Here is a 22295-nt window from a genome sequence, read left to right as displayed (position 1 = left end):
GCTCCCGAGCCGTCGCCGGCCGTGGTGGAGGGACAGCGGGTTGCCCAGCTTGGCAGCGGCGGTGAGGGACCAACCCCGAGGGACAGAAACATTCCCGTATTCCTGTAGAATTGTCCTCACAAGGGGAATCGCAGCAGTCCCCATCGACACAGAAGCCCGGCTCTGGACAGTCCGCAGCATCGGCACAGAGGACCACACCACGCGGCGCGAGCGGCAGGCTCACATCTCCACTTGGAAACTCGCCGCACACAAGCCTCTCAGGGTTCGAACACAAGCCTGTACTCGGCTCACGAACACCTGCGATATGACAAACATCGAGCGCGCCGCAAACCACCCCATCTCCCACGCATGAACCATCAACACATCGATCGTTACGCGTACATCCGCTCCCATCGTCGTGTGTCCACCAGCCACCGATGCGGCCGTCTCGAACGGCTCGAACCCTTCCTTGTCAATGCGGACCACGTGGGTACCCGCAACGACGCGCAGCGGCGCGGCGGCCGGATGTTCCCCGCGAGCGCGGCCGTCGATCGCGACGGCTGCGCCCGGCTCAGCCTTGACGAGCGCGATCGTCCCGACCCGGTCACGGAGCGCGATCACCTCCTTTTGTGCTGCGGTCTTGACAGCGGCCGGGAGGGCATCCTCGTACGTCGCCAGCAACCCCTCGAGCACCTCGAGCGCATCATCGAAGCGCCCGAGGTTCATCAGGCAGGCACCGGCGCTCGAGGTCGCGCTCCAGGTCGGGTAGAGCCGCCTCGACTCGAGAAACTCTGCGAGCGCGGCGTCCCACGCGCCCTCCAGGAAGAGTCGGCGCCCCCGTCGAAAACGCCCCTCCGCCTCCTCCCTCGCGCCGGCCTCCTCTGGCGCAGGCACCGGCGCGCTCGGCGCCGCGACCGCGACACCGCCGCCTGCTGGCGGCACCGTCGGCGGTGCCATGCGACGCGCGGAAGGCTGGACGGCGAGCGGCGCCGATACGATCTCCAGCGTCGAGAGGGCCGCGCAGGTGCAGGCGAAAAGGGAGCGGCGGAGCATCGTTCGGAACCGTCGTGAAGCGCAAAGCGATAATGCAGCGGCAGTACCGGATCAATCACGGCGCTTGCGAAACGATGCTACATCGATGCGACCGGACCCATCCGCGCAAGGAAGCTCCTTACGCCTTTAGGATACCTCCTTGATCTCCTCGGGTGCATCTTCGGGGTGCACGCGCAGCCCCGCGGAGCGCTCGTCGCGCCTTGCCGCCGCGCCTGCGCGCTGGCCGGCGAGCGGTCCAGTGGCCGTTTCCGGCTCGCTCTCAGGCACCACGGGAGCAGACGCCCTCCGCTGGGTACACGCGTCCAACTGACCGGCTAACCCGATGACTCTACGCGTTTTTTTCAGACGCCATGCGCGCCGGAGCGCCGGCGCACCGGCGCTCCACAACCGCGCGCGCCGCGTGAGAGGGCTCGTGAACGCGCCGAGCCCGTGGTATATAAGCTGCCTGGCGGGACGACTGCGGCCCGTACGCCGCAGAATGAGCGACCGCATCACGATAGAGCAACTTCGAGAACGCTGCGGTTATGAACGCCAGAACGCTCAACGGTAGGTACCTGCTGGGCTCGCTGCTCGGCGAGGGGGGGATGGGGGCGGTCTACGAGGCCGAGGACCTCGCCGAGAAGCGGCGCGTCGCCGTGAAGCTCATCAACCCGGAGCGCGCGGAGCGCAGCGGCTCCGCCATCGGGCGGTTCGAGCGCGAGGCGAGGGTCGCCGGCGGCATCGACACCGACCACATCGCGCGCGTGCTCGACAGCGGCAAGGACGCGGAGAGCGGCGCGCCCTTCATGGTGATCGAGCTGCTCCGCGGCGAAGACCTCGGCCAGCTCCTCGGCCGGCTCGGCCCGCTGCCGCCGCTCCTCGCCCTCCGCATCGTCGCGCAGACGTGCGTGGGCCTGCAGAAGGCGCACGAGGCCGGCGTCATGCACCGGGACATCAAGCCGGCCAACCTGTTCCTCGCGCGCCGCGAGGGAGACCCGACGATCACGGTCAAGCTGCTCGACTTCGGCATCGCCAAGATCAGGCGGCCCCACGGCTCCGAGGACCCGTCGACGGGCCTCACCCAGACAGGGACCATGCTCGGGACCCCGCGGTACATGTCGCCGGAGCAGGCGCGGGGGCGCAGGGAGATGGACCACAGGACCGACATCTGGTCGCTCGGGATCGTCCTCTACCGCGCCCTCGCGGGCCGCACGCCGCATGAACATATCGAGGCGTTCGTCGAGCTCATCGCCGCGCTCGTGCAGGAGGCGCCCCCGCCCGTGCAGGACTTCGCGCCGTGGGTCTCGCCCGAGATCTCCAGGATCGTGCACACCGCTCTCCAGCACGATCGGGAGCGGCGCTACCCGAGCGCCGCCGCGATGCTCAAGGCGATCCAGCCGCTGCTCGACGGGGATCTCACCATCGACGAGAGCATGCTCGTTCCCCTCACCGAGACCGAGCGCGCGATGGTGGCCGACCGACCCGACATCGCAACGACCATCGGTGTGACCGCCCGCGACGTGAGTACGACGACGCTCACGTCGAGCAACACCATCGCTGAGCCCCACGCCGCAGCCGCGGCGCCGCAACCGAACGGGCTGGCGTGGCGTCGCATCTGGCACGCAGCTGGAATCAGCGTGTTGCTCGCTGGGAGCCTCGGCGCCTACACCGTGGTTCGAGCTGTCAACGGTTTCGCGCAGGGTGGCGCCTCCCAGGCGCCACCGCAGCCGACAACCGAGCGGGCTGCGCCGAGACGCCGCGTCAACCTGGCGGTGTTGCCCGCCGACGCTTCGGTGGAGATCGACGGGCGCCCCGCGACGATGCGGGACGGCATCCTCGAGCTCGAGGGCGAGCTGGGCAGCACGCGCCGGGTTCGCATTTTCAAGGGCGAGGTGGAGGTCATCACGGATGTCGCGGTGACCGGGTCGGGCGCAATTCCGACCAAGATCGAGCTGCCACAAGCGCCTCGCAAGGATGGACCGGAAGGCACACCGCCGGAGTCACCGGCCCCTGCGAGCGCGACACCGCCGACCGGCTCCAGGGCACCGAGGCCTCCGCAGCCGCCGAACCCGCTCGTCCCGCACAACGTCGAGTAGTCGCTGACGACCCGCGCAGCGGTCAGGCTGCGACAGATGCGGGAACTGTCCCCGCTCTCGCGGGAAATTCCCCGCTCCAGCGGGGCGAGCTCATCGTCGCGCACCCACCGGGTGAGATGAGGCGGGCGGCGAGGCGTGCCGCAGCGCCGCGAGGCGACTCCGCCGACCCGCCTCGCTCATCGCGCCTCGTCCCCTCAGTACGGCAGCTCATCCAGCGCAGGCACCTCCGGCGGCCGCCCCCGCGCCCCGTTCTTCCCGGGCCGCGCGGTGGTCGGCATCGCGGCCCCGGGCTGCGTCGCCTCGCCGTCGTCCTCCAGCCCGGGCGGCGGCTGCGCCACGGACCGGCGTCCGGTGAAGCGGAGCTCCCGCGCGATCACCTCGGTGCGGTAGCGCCGGATCCCGTCCTTCTCGTAGCTCGACGTCCGCAGCCCGCCCTCGATGAGCACGCCGTCGCCCTTGGTCAGCACCTTCGCGAGCGCCTCGGCGCGCGGCCCCCAGAACACGATGTTGTGCCACTCGGTGCGCTCCTTGGGCTCCTTGTTCTTGTCGACGAACGACTCGTTCGTCGCCATGCGCAGCTGGAGCACCGGCGTGCCGTTGCCGGTGTAGCGCAGCTCCGGATCCGAGCCGAGATTGCCCATGAGAATCACCTTGTTCATTCCCTCGTTCATGATGCGCTCCAGATCGTGATGTTGTTGTCGTCGTCGTCGTTTGCTGTCGTTTGCTGTCGATTACGTCGTTTGCTGTCGTATTCCGCTGTCACCCGTCGCTCGATAGCGCTCGAGCGCCGTCCATCGAGATCTCCTGCTGCCTCGCTCCTCTCTCGACGAGGCGCGGTGTCTCCCGCGAGCAAACCGTCGTTCGAGCCGAGCGGGCGGCGCGCGGCAGCCCCGGGCCGCGGCGCGCCGCCCGCTCGGGCTCACGCATCCATCGCCGCGCTGACGCCGGGCCGCGCCGGCGCCGCCGCGTCGACGGCCGCGCGGAGCGACGTGGCGAGGGTCGGCTTGCCGATCAGCGCCTCGCGGGCGCGCTCCCTCCCCTGCCCGATGTGCTCGCCCGCGAACGACAGGTGTGCGCCGCTCTTCTCCACCACGCCGAGCTGGCACGCGAAGTCGATGAGGTCCGCCGCGCCGTCGATGCCAGCGCCCCAGCGGATGTCGAACTCGGCCTCTTTGAAGGGCGGTGCCATTTTGTTCTTTACCACCTTGACGCGTGTCCTCGATCCTATGGCCTCGTCGCTCACCTTCACCGGCCCCACCCGCCGCACGTCGAGCCGCACGCTCGCGTAGAACTTGAGCGCGTTGCCGCCGGTCGTCACCTCGGGGTTGCCGAAGACGACGCCGATCTTCTGCCGGAGCTGGTTGATGAAGATGAGCGTCGTGTCGGTCCGGTGGCATATCCCCGTGAGCTTCCGCAGCGCCTGGCTCATCAGCCGCGCCTGGAGGCCCATGTGCGACTCGCCCATGTCGCCCTCGATCTCGGCCTTGGGCGTGAGCGCAGCCACCGAGTCGACGACGATCACGTCGACCGCGCTCGAGCGCGCGAGCATCTCGACGATCTCGAGCGCCTGCTCGCCGTTGTCCGGCTGCGAGACGAGGAGCCGGTCGATGTCGACGCCGATCGAGCGCGCGTACGTGACGTCGAACGCGTGCTCGGCGTCGATGAACGCGGCGACCCCGCCCATCCGCTGCGCCTCCCGCATCGCGTGGAGCGTGAGGGTGGTCTTCCCCGACGACTCCGGGCCGTAGATCTCCACGATCCGCCCGCGCGGGTAGCCGCCGATCCCGAGCGCCGCGTCCAGCGACAGCGAGCCGGTCCGGATCAGGCCGATGTCCCTGGTCTCGTTCTCATCGTTCAACGACATGATCGCCCCCTTCCCGAACTGCTTCTCGATGGTGCCGACGACGGTCTTCACGGTGCGGAGCTTCTCAGCGATCTCGGTCATCATCTCGGTCTCTTCCTTTCAAACTGCCTTCGTTGCGTGTCGCGTGCTTCGCGTGCGCGCCCCCGAGCGCGCGAACAGCCGATTCGACGCGGCCGTCGGGGCGGCCGCGATCGCGCCTGCGTGGGTGCAGGCGCGATGGTCTTTTGTGGCGCGGCAGGCTCAGGCGCCGGCCGCGGCGGTGACGGGCGGAGGCCCGGAGGCGGCCTCGCGGTCGAACAGCCGCGCGCCGATCGCCTCGGCCACGTGCGCCGCGCGCACGGCAGCGCTCCCGTCCATGTCGGCGAGCGTCCGGGCGACCCGCAGCACCTTGGTGTACGCCCGCGCCGAGAGGCCGAGCCGCTCCACGGCCGACGCGAGCACGCGCGCCCCGGCGACGTCCGGCATGGCCACGCGCGCGAGATCGCGCGGGCCGAGCTCGGCGTTGTGCGTCGCCGCGACCTCCCCCGCCTCGAAGCGCGCGCGCTGCGCGGCCCGGGCCTCGACGACGCGCGCCCGCACCGCGGCCGAGCTCTCGGGCGCGTGCAAGGGCGCGCGGCCGTCGTCCTTCGCCGACCCGAGCGGCGCGCACAGGTGAGCGACGTCGACCGGCGGCAAGGCGATGTGCAGATCGATGCGATCGAGCAGCGGCCCGCTCAGCCGCGCGCGATAGGCGCGCACGCGGTCGAGGGAGCAGACGCAGCGATTCCCGCGATCCCCGTAGAAGCCGCACGGACAAGGGTTGATGGCGGCGACCAGGATCGGACGCGCAGGGAAGACGACGCGGGCGCGCGCGCGACAGAGGGCGACCGTGCCCTCCTCGAGGGGCTCGCGGAGGGCCTCGAGGACGCCGCGGCGGAACTCGAGGAGCTCGTCGAGGAACAGGCAACCATGGTGGGCCAGGGAGACCTCGCCCGGGCGGATCGGATCGCCGCCGCCGACGAGGCCCGCGGCGCTGACGGTGTGGTGCGGGGCGCGGAAGGGGCGCGCCGCGACGAGGCCCCGGTCAGGGGAGAGCAGCCCGGCGACCGAGTGGATCGCGGTGATGTCCAGCGCCTCCTCGTAGGACATGGGCGGCATGATCGTGGGCAGTCGGCGAGCCAACATGGTCTTTCCGCTGCCCGGCGGGCCCAGCATGATGAGGTTGTGTCCGCCGGCGGCCGCGATCTCGAGGGCGCGGCGCGCCCCGTGCTGGCCGCGGACCTCGGCGAGATCCACCGTCGCGGCGCCGGGCTCGGCGACGATCGCGGCCACGGAGCCGGCGCCGGGGAGGGCCTTGTTGCCGCGGAGGTGCGCGACGACCTGGCCGAGGTGCTCGGCGATGAAGACGTCGACGCCGGCCACGCTCGCCGCCTCGCGCGCGTTGCCGTGAGGCACGATCGCGCGCAGGATCCCCTGCTCCGCCGCGCCGCGCAGCGCCGGCAGGACGCCGCGCACCGGGCGCACGGCGCCGCTCAACGACAGCTCGCCGAGCAAGCCGATCTGGTCGAGCCCTTCGGCCGGGACCTTGCCGAGCGCGGCGAGCGCGGCGATGGCGATCGCGAGGTCGTACGCGCCGCCGCTCTTCTTGAGGTCTGCCGGGGCGAGGTTCACGGTGATGACATATTCGTCGAGCTCGATGCCGAGTTGCTGGAGCGCTGCGCGGACGCGCACGCGGCTCTCCCGGACGCTCGCCTCGGCGAGGCCCACCATCTGAAAGAACGAGGGGCCGCGGCCCGAGTCGACCTCCACGCGGATGGGGTGGGCGTCGAGCCCGAGCAGCGAGAACGTGAGCGCCGTGGCCTGCATGTCCGAGCCCTTTCGCGAACGGCGTGCCAGGCGGGGACGCACGCAATTTCAGGGACTTACGGGCAGCCAGGGGTGGCGGATGCGGCGGAGGGGGTGGCGGCCGCCAGGGGCGCCGGGACCGAGGCGCTCGCGGGACCTCCGGCGCACCCACGTTGGGTTCGCGGCAGGTCGACGCGGCCGCTCTCCGCTCCTCTGGCAGGTAGCCCTTGGCCCGTTCCGCACCTCCTTACGTGCGACAGGCGTGTTTGGTCAGGAATAGCAAGAAAGGTTCTCACGAATGCTCCGGCCGGTGGACGGGCCTCCTCGGACGAGCATCGATCTCGCGACTTGATGGCTCGCCAATTCTCCTCGCATCGAGTAGAGAGGAGCGGATGCCGGGAACACCGCACGAGGTGCTCATCGTCGCGCTGCGGGACCGTCCAGCGCTGCTCGCCGACCTCTTCCAGCGGCTCACCGGTATCCCGTTCGGCACGCCGGCGGAGGCGGTCGATGCCACCGTGCGTTTCACCAGGGCCATCGAGGTTCGTGGAGCTCACCGAGCAGCACCTCACCGACGAGCCGTTGCGAGACGCGCAAGCACGTGCGATCCTGGCCGTGCTGAGCGACGCCATGCTCGCCTCGCTCAGGGAGCTGGCCATGGATCCGAGCAAAGTCCCTGAAACCCAGGCGTCTCGACGTTTCCGGCTCTTCTTTGAGAAGCGCGGGAGAGCCGAGGGCAAAATCGAGGGCAAGCAGGAGGCCCTGCTCGCCGTGCTCGACGCGCGCGGCCTGTCGCTGACGGCGGAGGAGCGCGCTCACATCAAAGCCTGCACCGTCCCGGCGGAGCTCGATCGATGGATCGCCCGCGCCGCAACGGCCGCCTCCATGAGCGAGGTGTTCGCGCCGGAACCGGTCAGGGCGGCACAGCGCTCGACCCCGGGGAATCGCTCGCGCGTCCCGGAGCGGAAGGGGCGTACGTCGCCGACCCCGCGGAAGTCGACGCGGTCGTCGTAACGAACGCGCCGGCTTCCCCGGCCGGCATCCGCGGGCCACCGACCGCAGGCTGCCGTCAGCACCGGAGAGGTCCTGGACGCGCTCGCCCTGCGTGTGCGCGCATCGGCGCGCCCTCCCCGCGCGGGGCGACTGCTGCTCGGCACGCATGCTCGAACCTTCTGCCGTCGCGCCTTACGCGCGTGCGCGAGCCCCCTCATTGACACGGCTGCGCGCAGAGCACAGAGAGCACAGGGAAGGTCCGAGCCAGAACGAATGCGCTGCCATGGTGCCCCGGCGGGGGCGATCCGGCGAGGCGGAGCGGCCGCTGATCGCCCCCCGCAGCCTCGATCGCCCGGCCCGCGCAGGAGGACGTGTTCATGCGTGTTGCCAGCGATATCGGCGGGACGTTCACCGACCTCGTCGCCTTCGATGAGGAGACAGGAGAGATCTCGCTCGCCAAGGTCCCCACCACACCGGACGATCTCACGCGAGGTGTCCTCGAGACCCTCGATCCGGCGCGGATCGACGCCGCCCGCATAGGGTCCTTCATCCACGGCACCACCCTGATCATCAACGCCCTCACCGAGCGCAAAGGCGCCCGGACCGGGCTGCTCACGACGCGGGGCTTTCGCGACGTCCTGGAGATCGGCCGGGCCAACCGGCCGGACATCTACAACTTCTCATTCCACAAACCCGAGCCCTTCGTCCCCCGAGATCTCCGCCTCGAGGTCACCGAGCGGCTGAACCACAAGGGCGAAGTGCTGACGCCGCTCGACGAGGACAGCGTGCGGCGCGGCGTCCGCGCGCTCCTCGACCGGGGCGCCCGCGCGATCGCGATCTGCTTCCTGCACGCCTACCGGAACCCGGCCCACGAGCGCCGCGCCGCCGAGATCGCCCGGGCAGAGGCCCCCGCCACGCCGGTGACCGCGTCGTCCGAGATCACACGGGAGTGGCGCGAGTACGAGCGCACGAGCACCGCGGTGCTGAACGCCTACGTCCAGCCCCTCGCCGCCGCGTACCTGAGCGGCCTGGAGAGCAGATTGACCAGGCGCGGCGCGGCCGGTTCATCGCTCCATGTCATGCAGTCGAGCGGCGGCATCACGACGTTCACCGAGGCGAGCGCCGCGCCCATCCGCCTCGTCGAGTCCGGGCCTGCAGGCAGCGTCCTCGGCGCCATCGCCCTCGGGCAGCTCCTCGGGGAGCGCGACATCATTTCCCTCGATATCGGGGGCACGACCGCCAAGTGCGCCGTCCTCCAGGGCGGAGAGGCGCGCGTCACCACCGAATACAAAGTGGAGTGGACCCCGACGTCCCCCGGATACCCCCTCATGATCCCGGTGATCGATATCGCGGAGATCGGCGCAGGCGGCGGCTCGATCGCCCGTATCGACGAGGCCGGACGGCTGGAGGTCGGCCCGCGATCGGCAGGCGCTGTGCCGGGGCCGGCCTGCTACGGTCGAGGTGGAGAGGAGCCGACCACCACCGACGCGAACCTCCTGTGTGGCCGCATCAACCCCGCGTACTTCCTCGGCGGCCGCATCCTGCTCGACGTGCAGGCCGCCCGCAGGGCGATCCACCGCATCGCCGCGCCCTGCGGCGTCACCGAGGCCGAGGCCGCGCGCGGGGTCGTCCGCCTGGCAAACGCGATGACGGAGAGCCTGCTCAGGCGCGTGACCGTCCGCCGCGGGCACGATCCGCGGGAGTTCGCGCTCGTCGCCTTCGGCGGCGGCGGCTCGATGCACGCCGCGGCCCTGGCGCGAAGCCTCCGGATCCGACGGGTCATCATCCCGGTCGCACCCGCGCATTTCTCGGCCTGGGGCATGCTCATGGCCGACGCGCGGGCCGACCTCGTGCGGACCGCGCTGGTGCGCGCCGAGCCCTCGCAGTCAGCCGCGCTCGCCGCTCTCCTCCGGGAGCTCGAGCACGAGAGCAGCGCCCTCGTCTGTCGGGGAGGGCTCGATCCGGCCCGCGTCTCCGCGCGCCGCTTCGCCGAGATGCGTTATGCCGGTCAGGAGCATACCGTCAAGGTCCCCCTCCCCGACGGCACGCTGGACAGCGCTGCGCTGAACGAGACCCTGGGGCGCTTCCAGGCCCTCCACGAGCAGCGTTACACGTTTCGCCTGGACGCGGCCGTGGAGATCGTGAGCCTCCACGTCGCAGCCGTCGGCGCCGTGGACAGGCCGCGTCCGGCGCGGCTCGATCGCTCTCCGCCGGATCCCACGCCCGCGCGCAAGGGCGCGCGCGCCATCGACTTCGACGAGCTCGGCGTGCTGGAGAGCCCCGTGTACGAGCGCGCTCGTCTGAGGCCGGGCATGCGCGTCGAAGGACCGGCCGTCGTCGAGGAGCCGGCCGCCTCGACGATCCTGTCTCCAGGAGATCGCCTCACCGTGCACGAGCAGGGCAGCTTCCTCGTCGACATCGACGCCTCCGCCCGGTGAAGCGCGCCTCGACCCCTCAGCCGACGGATTTGTCATGAGCACGAGAACGAGGATCGATCCCTTCACGCTCGAGATCATCAAGAACGAGCTCATCGCTGCGGGCGACGAGATGTTCCACGCGCTGCAGCGGGCCGCCATGAGCCCCATCATCTACGAGGTCCTCGACTATGCCGCCGGGCTCACGGATGCGCGCGGAGACCTCCTCACCCAGGGCAACGGGGTCGCCGACTTCATCGGCGCGCTGAGCTTCGGCGTGGCCCACGTCCTCGACAAGTTCGGGAAAGAGCGCCTGGCCAGCGGCGATGTCGTCCTCCTGAACGATCCCTACGTGGGCGGCGGCACGCACCTCTCCGACGTCGCGCTGATCATGCCGATCTTCCACGAGGGCGAGCTCGTCGCGTTCGCCGTGGACAAGGCGCATTGGACCGAGGTGGGCGGCAAGGATCCGGGCTCCTGGACCACGGACGCGACCGATGTGTTCCAGGAGGGGCTCCAGTTTCCTGGCATCAAGCTCTTCAATGCCGGCAGGCCCGACGAGGGGCTCCTCGAGCTCATCCGGGCCAACGTGCGCACGCCCGACGCGACGCTCGGCGACCTGTACGCCTGCGTGGGCGCGCTGCGCGTGGGCGAGCGCGCGCTGCACCGTATCCTCCGCAAGTTCGGCGAGGGGACCGTCCTCCACGCCATGCAGGAGCTCCTCGGCGAGGGAGAGCGCAGGGCTCGCCTGGAGCTGGAGAGGCTCCCCCGCGGGACGTACGAGGCGACCGACTTCATCGACGACGACGGCGTCGGGAACGGGCCGTTCGAGGTGCGGGTGAAGGTGACGATCGACGACAGCTTCCTCTGCGACTTCACAGGGACGAGCGCGCAGGTGCCGGGGCCGATCAACTGCGGCCGCACCGGCCTGCATTCCGCGGTACGCCAGGCCTGGAAGGCGATCACCGATCCGCTGCTCCCGACCAATGAAGGCGTATTCCGGCTCGTCCGGGTCGTATGCCCTCCGGGGACGATCTTCACGGCCGACAGGCCGGCCCCGGTCTCCACCTACTGGGAGACCATGCAGTACGCGACGGATCTCGTCTGGAAAGCCCTGGCGCACCTCGCCCCGCGCCGCCTGACCGCCGGACACTTCCTCTCCGTCTGCGGGACGATCATCCATGGCATTCACCCCGACGACGGCACCCCCTACCTCCTCGTCGAGCCGCAGGCGGGCGGCTGGGGGGCCGGCGCGGACAAGGACGGCGAGAACGGCCTCGTCTGCGCCGGCGACGGAGAGACCTACATGATCCCCGTCGAGATCTGCGAGGCCCGCTACGGGCTCCGCGTCGAGCAGTATGCGCTGGATATCGTGGACGGCGGGGCCGGCGAGCGGCGCGGCGGGCGAGGCCTAGTGCGCGACTACCGCATCACGTCGGCGTGGGCCAAGGTGACCGCGACCTTCGGTCGGCATCGATTCCCGCCATGGGGCCTGAACGGCGGCCAGCAGGGCTCGCCCAACTACCTGGAGCTCGTGCACGAGGACGGCAGTCGGACCGCGCTGGGCAAATGCGCCCGCCACCTCCTCAAGCGGGGTGAGCTCTGCCGGCTGCACACGGGCACCGGCGGCGGGTACGGCGATCCGGCGCGGCGGAGCCGCGAGCGCGTGCTCGAGGATCTGCGCTGCGGCTACATCACCGAGGAGCAGGCCAGGCGCGATTACGGCCTCGACCCTGCGCATGAGCCAGCAGCCAGGGCCCTCCCCTCCGAGGAGGGATGAGCCTCACGGCGTCCTGCGGAGGTGACCGCTCATGCGCATGGGCATCGACGTCGGCGGGACCAACACCGACGCTGTCATGATGGACGGCAGCGAGGTCGTGGCGAAGGTCAAGGTGCCGACCACGACCGAGGTGAGCTGCGGTGTCCTCGACGCCGTGACGCGCCTGCTGGCGCGAGCGCGGGTACCGGTCGGCCAGATCCACGGCGTCATGGTCGGCACCACCCACTTCACGAACGCGCTCGTCGAGCGCCGCCGGCTGCAGGAGGTCGCGGCGGTGCGGCTCGGGCTGCCGGCGACCGCGGCCCTGCCGCCCATGGTGGACTGGCCTCTCGATCTGCGGAGCGAGCTCGGCGACCACGGCTTTCTCGTCCACGGAGGCCACGAGTTCGACGGTCGCAGGCTGTCATCCGTCGACGCCGACGAGCTGCGCCGCGTCGCCCGGGAGATCGGCCGAAGGGGCGTTTGCTCCGTCGCGATCACGAGCGTCTTCTCACCGGTCAACCCCGAGGCCGAGCTCGAAGCCGCGGCGATCCTGCGCGAGGTGCTGCCGGACGCGTCGCTCAGCCTGTCGCACGAGATCGGCCGGATGGGCCTCCTCGAGCGCGAGAACGCGTCGATCCTGAACGCATGTCTCAAGGATCTGGCGAAGACGACCATCCGCGCGCTCCGTGAGTCGCTGGCGCAGGCCGGCGTCTCGGCGCCGCTCTACCTCGCCCAGAACGACGGCACCCTGATGAGCGCCGACCGAGCGGAGCATTCTCCGGTGAGCGCCCTGTGCTCCGGTCCCACGAACTCGATGCGCGGCGCCGCGTTCCTCACGGGCCTCACGGACGCGATCGTGGTCGATATCGGCGGCACCACCACCGACGTGGGCGCGCTGCGCCGCGGGCTCCCGCGCGAGGCGTCGATGACGCGAAAGGTGGCCGGCGTGCGCTGCAACCTCCGCATGCCCGATGTGCGCTCCATCGGGCTCGGCGGAGGCACTCGCGTGCTCGACGGCCCTCTCCGGATCGGGCCGCGGAGCGTCGGCCACGAGCTGGCTCGCCGAGCGCTGGTGTTCGGCGGCGACACGTTGACAGCCACCGACATCGCCGTGGCCGCGGGGTTCGCCGCGATCGGCGACCGCGCGAGGGTCGCGCATTTGCCAGGCGAGCTCGTCGCGCGCGCGGCCGAGCGGATCCACGAGATGGTCGAGGCCGCCGTCGACCGGGCCAAGCCGGCGGCGGGAGGCATGCCGGTGGTCCTCGTGGGCGGCGGCGCCTCGCTGATTCGCGGGCCGCTCCAGGGGACCTCCGAGATCATCAGGCCTCAGCACGCCGAGGTCGCCAACGCGGTCGGCGCCGCCATCGCGCAGGTATCCGGCGAGGTGGACCGGATCGTCAGCCTGGAACGCGTCTCCCGGGAAGACGCACTGGCCGAGGCGCAGGCGGAGGCGATCGCGAGGGCCTCCGCCGCCGGCGCCGACCCGGCCAGCGTCCAGCTCGTCGACGTCGAGGAGGTGCCGCTCGCCTACCTGCCGTCGAGCGCGACCCGGATCCGGGTCAAGGCGATCGGCGATCTCCGGAGCGCGTGAGGAGGCCGGCATGGGGCTCGTGCTCGAGCGCAAGGACCTGCGCGACCTGTCCCTCGGCGCCGCCTTCCTCGGCACGGGCGGCGGCGGAGATCCCTACATCGGCCGGCTGATGCTCGAGCGCGTGATGGCGGAAGGGCGCCGCGTGGAGATCGTCCCCCTCGGAGAGGTGTCCGACGGAGATCGCGTGATCCCCACGGCGATGATGGGGGCGCCGACCTGCCTCGTCGAGAAGATACCCAGAGGCGACGAGAGCGCGCTCTCGCTGCGCCGGCTGGAGGCGTTCCTCGGCGTCCAGGCGACGTGCACCATGCCCGTCGAGGCAGGCGGGATGAACGCGACCGTCCCGCTCATCGTGGGAGCGCAGCTCGGGCTGCCTGTCGTCGACGCGGACGGGATGGGCCGGGCCTTTCCCAACCTCTACCAGGATACGTTTCATGTCCACGGCGTCCCCGGGACGCCGATGGCCATCACGGACGAGCACGGCGATACGGTGATCCTGACGGCGTGCGACGACTTCCGCAAGGAGTGGATCGCCCGCGGCGTCACGATCCGCATGGGAGGCTGCGCGCACATCGCCGAGTATCCCATGGATGGGCGGACGGCGCGGCGAACGGCCATCGCTGGCACCCTGAGCGTCTGTCTCGCGATCGGGAGGGCGATCCGTGAGGCGAACGAGCAGCACCGCGATCCGTTCGATCGCCTCGTCGGCACCCTCCGCGACACACCCTACCGTCACGCCCGCGTCCTCTGGACCGGCAAGGTGATCGAGGTCTACCGCCGCACCACCGAGGGCTTCGCCAGGGGCTGGGCGCGGCTCCGGGACACCGAGGGATCCGGGGAGACGCTGGACGTGCTGATCCAGAACGAGAACCTGGTCGCCCGCGCCGGGACGCGCGTCCTGTGCAGCGTGCCCGATCTCCTGTGCATCCTGGATCGCGAGACCGCGGAGCCGATCACCACGGAGGCGCTGCGCTACGGGCAGCAGGTGAAGGTCGTGGGCGTCGCCGCGCCGCCGATCCTGCGCGCGCCCGAGGCGCTGGAGGTCTTCGGGCCGCGCGCCTTCGGCATCGATCTCGACTTCGTTCCCATCGAGGAGAGCGCGCCGTGAGCGCGCGCGACGGGCGCGAGGCTCCGCGCGGGAGCCAGCGCCACGGCCGCGGGGCCGCGGCCCGGGCCTCGATCGGGCGCGACGACTTCCCCCTGGCCCGGGTGCCCGAGGCCGAGCGCTACCCGTGGTGGAGCGTGGCCGTCCAGCGGTTCGGCGAGCTCTCCGCGCTATCTCAGCTCCTCCTCGGCGCCACGCTCGGTTTTCACATGACCTTCTGGAACGCCTTCTGGGCGCTGACGCTGGGTGTCGTCCTCCTGGAGATCACCGCGGTGCTCACCGGAGTCGCCGGCCAGCGAGAGGGCCTGTCCACGTATGTCCTCGCCCAGTGGGCCGGCCTGGAGCGTCACGGCTCCTCCCTGTTCGGACTGTGCACGGCGGTGAGCCTGGTCGGGTGGTTCGGTGTCCAGAACGCCATCTTCGCCGAGGGCCTCGCGGCGCTCGCCGGCGCGGGCCTGCCGCTGTGGGCTTATTGCATCATCACCGGCGCCGCCGTCACGCTGATCGTGATCTACGGGTTCCGCTCAATGGCCTGGACCTCGTACATCACGGTTCCCCTCTTCCTGGCCCTGAGCGCCTGGGCCATCCGGAACGCCCTCGCTCGGCACGAGCTGGCCGATCTCGTAGCGATGCCCCCGAAAGGAGAGCCCATGAGCGTCGCGGCCGGCGCGACCCTGGTGGCCGGCGGGTTCATCGTGGGTGCGGTCATCACCCCGGACATGACCCGCTACAACCGTTCGGCGGCCGACGTGGCCAAGCAGACCCTCGTCGGGGTGACCCTCGGCGAGTACACGATCGGGCTCACCGGCGTGCTCCTGGCGCACGCCGTCCAGAGCGCGAATGTCGTCCACATCGTGACGACGGAGGTCGGGGTCGCCGGAGCGGCGATCCTCGTGACGGGCACGTTGAAGATCAACGACTGGAACCTGTACTCGGCTTCCCTCGGCCTGGTGAACACGATCCATCAGACGGTGGGCCGCCACGTCGGGCGGGGCGCGATGACGCTCGCGGCCGGCGCCGCAGGGACGGCGCTCTCGATCGCCGGGATCCTGGAGCACCTCATCGGATTCCTCACGCTGCTCGGGGTCACCTTCCCGCCCGTCGCCGGCATCATGATCGCCGACTACTACGTTGTCCGCCGGCATCGCGCGGCGCTCGAGCGCACCCGGTCCGCCGGCTCGCTTCCCCCGCAGGTGGAACCCCCGAGCCTTCGCCCGCTCCTCGCCTGGGCAGGCGGGGTGGCGGCGGGATACCTCGTCCCTGTCGGCATCCCGGCCATCAACGCGCTCCTGGGCGGCTTCCTCGCCCACGTCGCGTTGAGCCCGGGACGTGGACCTCGATGGCCTCGGGCGCTCGCTGGCCTCGGGCGCGCTACTCGGGCGCGCGATACCTCGCCACGACGATCGTGATGTCGTCGTCCGGGCTCGGGCACCAGCCCTCGACCGCCTCGAGGATCCGGTCGCGGATCACCTCGACGGGCGCCGTCTGGACAGCCTCGATGATGGCGCACAGCCGCTCCAGCCCGAACTGCTCGTGCTGCGCGTTGCGCGCCTCGGTCACGCCGTCGCTGTAGAGCACGAGCACGTCCCCGTCCTCCAGGAAGAGCTCCGCGTCCCGTGTCATCGCCCCGATCTCGGGCAGCGCGCCGATCCAGACCCCGGAGCTCGCGATGCACGTACAGCGTCGGGTGCGTGCCGAACACACGATCATGTCGTCGTGCGCGCCGGCGAACGTCACGCGCCCGCTGCGCTCGTAACGGAGCAAGAGGAGCGTCGCGTGCTCGTCGCGGTCCAGCCGGCCGCGGACGTTCTTGTAAACCGCCTTGTTGAGCGCGACGACGACCCTCGCCGGGCTCGCGCTCGGGTCGTTGGACGTCAGCGCCGACACCATGCTCTGGATCATCAGCATGATGAGGCCCGCCGCGAGCCCGTGCCCGGCCACGTCGCCGATCCCGAGCCAACCGCCTCCGGGGGTCGCGAGCACGTCGTAGTAGTCACCGCCGACCTCGGCCGCCGGCTGCATGGCCGCGCAGAGCTCGAGCCCCTCGATCGAGAGCTGCTTCGGCACCAGCGCGGTCTGGATGCGCGCCGCGACATGGCTCTCCTGGCGCACTCGCTCCTGCTCCAGGCGCTCGCGCAGCTCCACCTCGCGCACGACCTCCCGGTGCAGCGCCGCGGCCTTGACCGCGGAGCCGAGCTGGACCCGCAGCACGTCGTAGCTCATGGCGCTGGCGCGGCTGTCGAGCACCGCGACGCCGAACGTCTCGACGTCGCCGAACGCGACCGGGAGCACGACCATGCTGCTGCGCTCCGCGCCGCCGAGGAACCCCGGCGGCGCGAGGCGGCGCGCCGGGAAGCTCAGGGGCGGCGCCTCGACCTCGCGGCCATGATCCATCAGGAACAGCGGCCGCAGCGAGGCGCGCTGGGCGTCGTCGTAGAGCGACACCGCCACGTGCGAGAGCTGCATCCGCGGCAGCTCCGACGCCAGCAGGCCCTTGAGGACAGGCAGGCTCAAGCACGCGGCGAACCCCCGCGCGCCGTAGATCACGTCGATCGCGGCGAGCTCCACGCGGAGCCGCTGCTCGCCCTCGACGTGCACGGATTCGCTCCCGATCAGGAGCCGCGCGGCGTGCCAGAGCGGCTCCAGGGCCGCCGCGTCGCCGCCCGCGGGGGCCGGCCGAACCCGCTCGCGCAGGAGGGAGATCACGGCCTGGAACTGGTCGAGGAGCACGCCCTCGCGCCTCGCCTCGTCGAGGAGCGCCTGGAGCGCGCGCAGGAAGCGGCCCCGGTCGCCCGCGAGCTCCTCCTCCAGCGCGGTCAGCAGGTCGCCCGCCCAGCCGTCGAGGGCGCCGATCGGGATCGCCACGCTCCTCCTGAGCGCGCTCTCCAGAGGCGCCCGCTGGTCGGAGACCGGGCGCGGATAGCCCTGCACGGGCGGCGACGGCGGGAGGATCGCGTCGCCCGCGCGGTAGCCGCAGCCGCAGGACTCGCGCTGCGTGAGCTCGACCTTTGCGAGCTCCAGCGCCGGGACGGCCTCGCCGCCGATCAGGCGGAGGATCGTGCTCACCGCCATCCCCCCGAGGCGCTTGATCGGCTGATGCACCGTGGTGAGCGACGGCTTCGTGAAGCGGGCAATGCCGACGTCATCGAAACCGCACACGAGGACGTCCTCGGGGATGCGGAGCCCCTCCGCCTTGAGCACCTCGATCGCCGCGAGCGCCATCTTGTCGTTGGCGGCCACCACGGCGTCGAACTCGGCCCCGCGCGCCACGATCTCGCGCATCGCCTCGCGCCCGGTCGGTATCGTGAACGCGCCGACCGCCACGAGGCGCTCGTCGCAAGGGAGCGCCCGCGCCGCGAGCGCCCTCCGGTACCCGCCGGCGCGCAGCTGCGCCTCCTCGCTGCTCGACGGCCCGCCGATATACGCGATTCGCCGGCGCCCGTGCTCGTCGGCCAGGTGCGCGACCGAGATCTCGCTCCCGAGGGCGTTGTCGACCATGAGGCTCGGGACTCCATCGATCGCCATCCCGATGCTGCACACCGGCAGCGGCGCGAAGGACCGGCAGAACGCCCGCATGACGTCGACGCCGCCGTAGCCGGAGAGCGTCGACGAGGCGACGATGACGCCGTCGGCCGTGTCCGGACCGATGAGGTGATAGAAGGTGCTCCGGTCCGTCTCGTCCGGCCGGAGGGCGCTCGACGGGTCGCCGAACGCCGTCAGCAGGTTGACGTCGTGCGCCTCGGCCGCGCGCTCGACCCCGGCGCGCAGCTCCGACTGGTAATCGCCGACGACATTGTCGACCAAAAACGCGATCGTCCGGCGCTTCCTCGTCATGGCCTCGGGCCCTCGGCTCATGCGTCGGCGATCGAGACGAGCTCCGGGCACATGCGATCCAGGGGCCTGAGGCTCCGGCGCTGCCACGCGAGCTGCGCGTCCGTCACGAACCGTATCCTGCATTTCATGCCGTGACCGACGAGGCTGCAGATGAGGCTGACGAACGCCTTGAGGCAGCTCGAGCTCATGAAGCACAGCCCGCGCACGTCGAGCTCGAGCGTGCTCACCGAGAGGCGCGCCACCTCGCCCTCCAGGGCCTTGACGTACCTGCTGAGCGGCGCGGCCGCCGCCATGTCCCCCCTCCCGGTGAGCTTGACGCTGAGGGTGTCGTCCCTCAGGGCCGGCTCGATCCCGAAGCTGTCGGTGACGAGAGGGTCCACGCGCAAGCTCCTCATAGCGTCTTCATCCCTCGACCGGCGCGCCATGCCCGCCAGGTCGCCTCCCTCGGTCATGCAGCCACAGCTGGCCCGGTGGTCGATACGAGCCCTCCAGCCTACAGCGTCCTCGCGCTGGATCCAATCCCCTCCTGCGCGCACCGCCGTTCGGAGCGCGACCCGCGCGCGCAATTCGTGCTCTCCATCACAGCCGAGCCCGTCCCCCCGCTCCGCCGATGCCGCGATCCCCGCCGGCGCCGGCGACGCGGTCCACCGGCGCTGAGCGCGACTCACGTAACTCGCGCAACTCAAGTAACTCACGCAGACGAGCGATCACGCCGCCTCGCCTCCCGCGTCGCGCACGCGTCCAGCGGCGGCGACGCGCCGCACCGCGCGCCGCCGCTGTCGAGGCCTACATCAGCGACAGCTACGCAAGATCTGCGAGAGCACGAGAGCACGAGAGCGCGAAAGCACGAGAGCACGCCCATTTGCAGAAAATCGCACCGAGCTTCTTTGCATGCTTGAACAATCATTTGATCTTGTCTTACAGTCTTGGATTGTCGTTGTGGCTGGGGAGCCACTCGACACCACGGAGGCATCCATGACTCGATTGCCCGGTTCACGGTGGGCGACGCTAGGCGCTCTCGTCGCATCCCTGACTGCAGTATCGCTCTCCGGGGCCCCGGCGCTCGCCGCGCCGTCGTTCACCGCCTTCGAGAGCGGCCAGGTCCGCCCGCTGGCCATCTCACCCGACGGGAAGCTGCTCTTCGCCGTCAATACGCCGGACAACCGCCTCGAGGTGTTCCGCATCGGCAGCGGTGGCCTGGAACACCGCACGTCGATATCGGTCGGCCTGGAGCCGGTGGCCGTCGCCGCCCGTAGCAATAACGAGGTCTGGGTCGTCAACCACCTGTCGGACAGCGTGAGCGTCGTCCAGCTGGGCCTCGGCGGGCAGACCGGGCGCGTCGTGCGCACGCTCCTCGTGGGCGACGAGCCGCGCGACATCGTGTTCGCCGGTCCGGGGCGAAACCGCGCCTTCATCACGACGGCCCACCGCGGCCAGAACGTCCCCTACGACCCTCAGTTCACGACGCCCGGCGTCGGCCGCGCCGACGTGTGGGTCTTCAACGCAAACCAGCTCGGCCTCTCGCTCGGGGGTAATCCGCTCAACATCATCACCCTCTTCAGCGACACGCCGCGCGCCCTCGCCGTGACCCCGGACGGCACCCGCGTGTACGCGGCGGCGTTCCACTCCGGCAACCGCACCGCCACCGTCAACGAGGCGCTGGTCCCCGACGGCTTCGGGCCGAACGGCGCGCCCGGGCCCAGCACCAACTTCGAGGGCGTGCCGGCGCCGGAGGTCGCCGTCATCGTGAAATACGACGGCGGACACTGGTACGACGAGCGGGGCAATCTCTGGGACGACCAGATGAGGTTCTCGCTGCCCGACAAGGACGTCTTCGTCATCGACGCCACGGCGAACCCCCCGGCGTGGATCAGCGGAGAGCAGGGCTTCTTCTCCGGGGTCGGGACGATCCTCTTCAACATGGCCGTCAACCCGGTGAACGGGAAGGTCTACGTCGCGAACACCGAGGCCTTCAGCCAGCAGAACTTCGAGGGGCCCGGCCTCTTCGCCGGCGAGACCACGCGCGGCCACCTGCACGAGAGCCGGATCACCGTCCTCAGCCCGGGGAGCGTCGCGCCGCGGCACCTCAACAAGCACATCGACTACAGCACCTGCTGCGCCCCGGTCCCCAACGCCGAGAACGCGAAGAGCCTCGCCTTCCCGCAGGAGATGGCCGTGACCAGCAACGGCGCGACGCTGTACGTCGCCGCGCTCGGGTCGAGCAAGATCGGCGTCTTCAGCACCGCCGCGCTCGAGAACGACACGTTCGTGCCGAGCACCGCGAACCAGATCCCGGTGAGCGGCGGCGGGCCGACCGGCCTCGTGCTCGACGAGAGCAGGAATCGCCTCTACGTGCTGACGCGCTTCGACAACTCCATCTCGATCATCAACACCACAACGAAGACCGAGGTGGGACACGTCCCGATGTACAACCCCGAGCCGGCCAGCATCGTCAACGGCCGCCGCTTCCTCTATGACGCCTCGCTCACGTCGAGCCACGGCGACTCGGCCTGCGCGAGCTGCCACGTCTTCGGCGATCTCGACGACCTGGCCTGGAACCTCGGCAACCCCGACGCCCCCGTCGTGCCGGACCCGGGCCCCTTCCCGTTCGGCCTCTACGACGTCATCTTCAACCAGGAGATCACGGACCCGATCTTCCACCCGATGAAGGGGCCGATGATGACGCAGAGCCTGCGGGGCCTCGCCAACCACGGGCCGATGCACTGGCGCGGCGACCGCACCGGGGGCAATCTCGAGCCGTCGGCGCAGCCGGACGACGGGGCGTTCGACGAGCGGGAAGCCTTCCGGCAGTTCCAGGTCGCGTTCGCCGACCTGCTCGGGCGCAGCGGGCCCCTCCCCCCCGAGGACATGGAGGCCTTCACCGACTTCATGCTCCAGGTCACCTACCCGCCCAACCCGATCAGGAACCTGGACAACTCGCTCACGCCCGATCAGCAGGCAGGGAAGGACTTCTACAACGGCCCCGTGGTCAACTCGATCGCGAGCTGCGGCGGCTGCCACGTGGTCGACCCGGACGCCAACCCGGGCGACGACTTCCCCGGCTTCTTCGGGACGAGCGGCGCCTCCGTCTTCGACTTCCAGACGCAGCTCTTCAAGGTACCGCAGCTCCGCAACGTGTACACCAAGGTCGGCGCCTTCGGCCTCGCGGATATCCCGTTCGTCTTCCTGTCGCGCGACAACCAGCACGTGGGAGACCAGATCCGCGGGTTCGGCATCCTGAACAACGGCACCGTCGACACGATGTACCGGTTCTTCTCCGCGATCGGCTTCTCCGACCAGTTCCCGAACAACCCCGATGCCCTCCCCTTCACGCCGGCGGGCGACGTGCTGCGCAGGCAGCTCGAGGCCTACGTGCTCGCCATCGAGAGCAACATGGCGCCGATCGTCGGCCAGCAGGTGACGCTCACGCACAACAACAGCGCGGTGGCCGGGCCGCGCATCGACCTGCTCATGGATCGCGCCGACGTCGGGGAGTGCGATCTCGTCGCGAAGACCCAGGGATTCCTGCACGAGGTCGGGTTCCTCTACGTGGGCAACGGCCACTTCCTCGCCGACCGGCAAGTCCTCCCGCCCATCAGCGACGCGGTGCTCCGCCTGCTGTCCACCCAGACGCACCACGATCTGACGTACACGTGCATGCCGCCCGGCTCGGGCGCGCGCGCCGGCATCGATCGCGACAGCGACGGCTTCCTCGACGGGGACGAGCGCGACGCCGGCAGCGACCCCGCCGATCCGAACAGCACGCCCTGACCCTCCCCGACGCCGCCGCGCGCGCCGCGT

Annotated in this window: 14 protein-coding genes; 8 read left to right on the top strand and 6 right to left on the bottom strand. The window is 70.7% G+C overall.

Annotation, left to right across the window (positions count from 1 at the left end; translation table 11 throughout):
* Nucleotides 1-219 precede the first annotated feature (219 nt).
* Entirely contained in the window at nt 220-1032 is an 813-nt protein-coding gene (locus NQZ70_RS16210; RefSeq protein ID WP_129575011.1) for a PEGA domain-containing protein, read from the bottom strand.
* Between the two features lie 524 nt (nt 1033-1556).
* Here NQZ70_RS16210 and NQZ70_RS16205 point away from each other — a divergent pair.
* Nucleotides 1557-3107 carry a serine/threonine-protein kinase gene (locus NQZ70_RS16205; RefSeq protein WP_129575010.1) on the top strand — a complete coding sequence of 517 codons (1551 nt, stop codon included), beginning with the start codon at nt 1557-1559 and terminating at the stop codon, nt 3105-3107.
* 194 nt (nt 3108-3301) lie between these two features.
* Here NQZ70_RS16205 and NQZ70_RS16200 read toward each other — a convergent pair whose 3' ends face one another.
* The 3 genes from NQZ70_RS16200 to NQZ70_RS16190 all read right to left on the bottom strand — a co-directional run bounded on the left by NQZ70_RS16200 (nt 3302) and on the right by NQZ70_RS16190 (nt 6816).
* On the bottom strand, nt 3302-3766 hold the full coding sequence (locus tag NQZ70_RS16200) for a single-stranded DNA-binding protein (protein ID WP_237245348.1): 465 nt from the start codon (nt 3764-3766) through the stop codon (nt 3302-3304).
* 260 nt (nt 3767-4026) lie between these two features.
* Nucleotides 4027-5055, bottom strand: a complete 1029-nt coding sequence (gene recA, locus NQZ70_RS16195) for a recombinase RecA (RefSeq protein ID WP_129575008.1) — start codon at nt 5053-5055, stop codon at nt 4027-4029.
* A gap of 156 nt (nt 5056-5211) precedes the next feature.
* The gene (locus tag NQZ70_RS16190; protein ID WP_129575007.1) at nt 5212-6816 is read right to left on the bottom strand and encodes a YifB family Mg chelatase-like AAA ATPase; all 1605 of its coding nucleotides are present in this window, start codon (nt 6814-6816) and stop codon (nt 5212-5214) included.
* A gap of 525 nt (nt 6817-7341) precedes the next feature.
* Between NQZ70_RS16190 and NQZ70_RS16185 the strand changes: the two genes are divergently transcribed.
* From NQZ70_RS16185 to NQZ70_RS16160, 6 genes are all read left to right on the top strand, one after another.
* Entirely contained in the window at nt 7342-7809 is a 468-nt protein-coding gene (locus NQZ70_RS16185; protein ID WP_237245346.1) for a hypothetical protein, read from the top strand.
* Between the two features lie 356 nt (nt 7810-8165).
* The gene (locus NQZ70_RS16180) at nt 8166-10226 is read left to right on the top strand and encodes a hydantoinase/oxoprolinase family protein (RefSeq protein WP_129575006.1); all 2061 of its coding nucleotides are present in this window, start codon (nt 8166-8168) and stop codon (nt 10224-10226) included.
* 34 nt (nt 10227-10260) lie between these two features.
* Nucleotides 10261-11982, top strand: coding sequence for a hydantoinase B/oxoprolinase family protein (locus NQZ70_RS16175; RefSeq protein ID WP_129575005.1), 1722 nt, complete (start codon nt 10261-10263; stop codon nt 11980-11982).
* A 31-nt stretch (nt 11983-12013) separates the two neighbouring features.
* Nucleotides 12014-13555 carry a hydantoinase/oxoprolinase N-terminal domain-containing protein gene (locus NQZ70_RS16170; protein ID WP_129575004.1) on the top strand — a complete coding sequence of 514 codons (1542 nt, stop codon included), beginning with the start codon at nt 12014-12016 and terminating at the stop codon, nt 13553-13555.
* 10 nt (nt 13556-13565) lie between these two features.
* On the top strand, nt 13566-14663 hold the full coding sequence (locus tag NQZ70_RS16165; RefSeq protein WP_129575003.1) for a DUF917 domain-containing protein: 1098 nt from the start codon (nt 13566-13568) through the stop codon (nt 14661-14663).
* 71 nt (nt 14664-14734) lie between these two features.
* Nucleotides 14735-16069 carry a purine-cytosine permease family protein gene (locus tag NQZ70_RS16160; RefSeq protein WP_408022431.1) on the top strand — a complete coding sequence of 445 codons (1335 nt, stop codon included), beginning with the start codon at nt 14735-14737 and terminating at the stop codon, nt 16067-16069.
* On the opposite strand, the gene NQZ70_RS16155 is transcribed toward NQZ70_RS16160, so the two are convergent.
* Nucleotides 16032-18494 (bottom strand): SpoIIE family protein phosphatase, encoded by a 2463-nt coding sequence (locus tag NQZ70_RS16155; protein ID WP_129575001.1) that lies wholly within the window; start codon nt 18492-18494, stop codon nt 16032-16034. The genes NQZ70_RS16160 and NQZ70_RS16155 overlap by 38 nt on opposite strands.
* Before the next feature lie 17 nt (nt 18495-18511).
* Nucleotides 18512-18889, bottom strand: a complete 378-nt coding sequence (locus tag NQZ70_RS16150; protein WP_129575000.1) for a hypothetical protein — start codon at nt 18887-18889, stop codon at nt 18512-18514.
* 580 nt (nt 18890-19469) lie between these two features.
* Between NQZ70_RS16150 and NQZ70_RS16145 the strand changes: the two genes are divergently transcribed.
* A complete protein-coding gene (locus NQZ70_RS16145) occupies nt 19470-22265 on the top strand; it encodes a hypothetical protein (protein WP_237245345.1) in 2796 nt (931 codons plus the stop codon).
* Nucleotides 22266-22295: the final 30 nt, after the last annotated feature.

Source organism: Sorangium sp. So ce836 (genome assembly GCF_028553905.1).
In the GTDB taxonomy this organism is placed as follows: domain Bacteria; phylum Myxococcota_A; class Polyangia; order Polyangiales; family Polyangiaceae; genus Sorangium; species Sorangium cellulosum_D.
The sequence above is the reverse complement of the archived record's forward strand: the minus strand, read 5'-3'. Positions and strand labels throughout refer to the sequence as shown.

Coding starts and splice junctions, on each gene's coding strand:
- NQZ70_RS16210 (WP_129575011.1), bottom strand. CDS start 1,032: ATGCTCCGCCGCTCCCTTTTCGCCTGCACCTGCGCGGCCCTCTCGACG.
- NQZ70_RS16205 (WP_129575010.1), top strand. CDS start 1,557: ATGAACGCCAGAACGCTCAACGGTAGGTACCTGCTGGGCTCGCTGCTC.
- NQZ70_RS16200 (WP_237245348.1), bottom strand. CDS start 3,766: ATGAACAAGGTGATTCTCATGGGCAATCTCGGCTCGGATCCGGAGCTG.
- recA (WP_129575008.1), bottom strand. CDS start 5,055: ATGATGACCGAGATCGCTGAGAAGCTCCGCACCGTGAAGACCGTCGTC.
- NQZ70_RS16190 (WP_129575007.1), bottom strand. CDS start 6,816: ATGCAGGCCACGGCGCTCACGTTCTCGCTGCTCGGGCTCGACGCCCAC.
- NQZ70_RS16180 (WP_129575006.1), top strand. CDS start 8,166: ATGCGTGTTGCCAGCGATATCGGCGGGACGTTCACCGACCTCGTCGCC.
- NQZ70_RS16175 (WP_129575005.1), top strand. CDS start 10,261: ATGAGCACGAGAACGAGGATCGATCCCTTCACGCTCGAGATCATCAAG.
- NQZ70_RS16170 (WP_129575004.1), top strand. CDS start 12,014: ATGCGCATGGGCATCGACGTCGGCGGGACCAACACCGACGCTGTCATG.
- NQZ70_RS16165 (WP_129575003.1), top strand. CDS start 13,566: ATGGGGCTCGTGCTCGAGCGCAAGGACCTGCGCGACCTGTCCCTCGGC.
- NQZ70_RS16155 (WP_129575001.1), bottom strand. CDS start 18,494: ATGACGAGGAAGCGCCGGACGATCGCGTTTTTGGTCGACAATGTCGTC.
- NQZ70_RS16150 (WP_129575000.1), bottom strand. CDS start 18,889: ATGAGGAGCTTGCGCGTGGACCCTCTCGTCACCGACAGCTTCGGGATC.
- NQZ70_RS16145 (WP_237245345.1), top strand. CDS start 19,470: ATGACTCGATTGCCCGGTTCACGGTGGGCGACGCTAGGCGCTCTCGTC.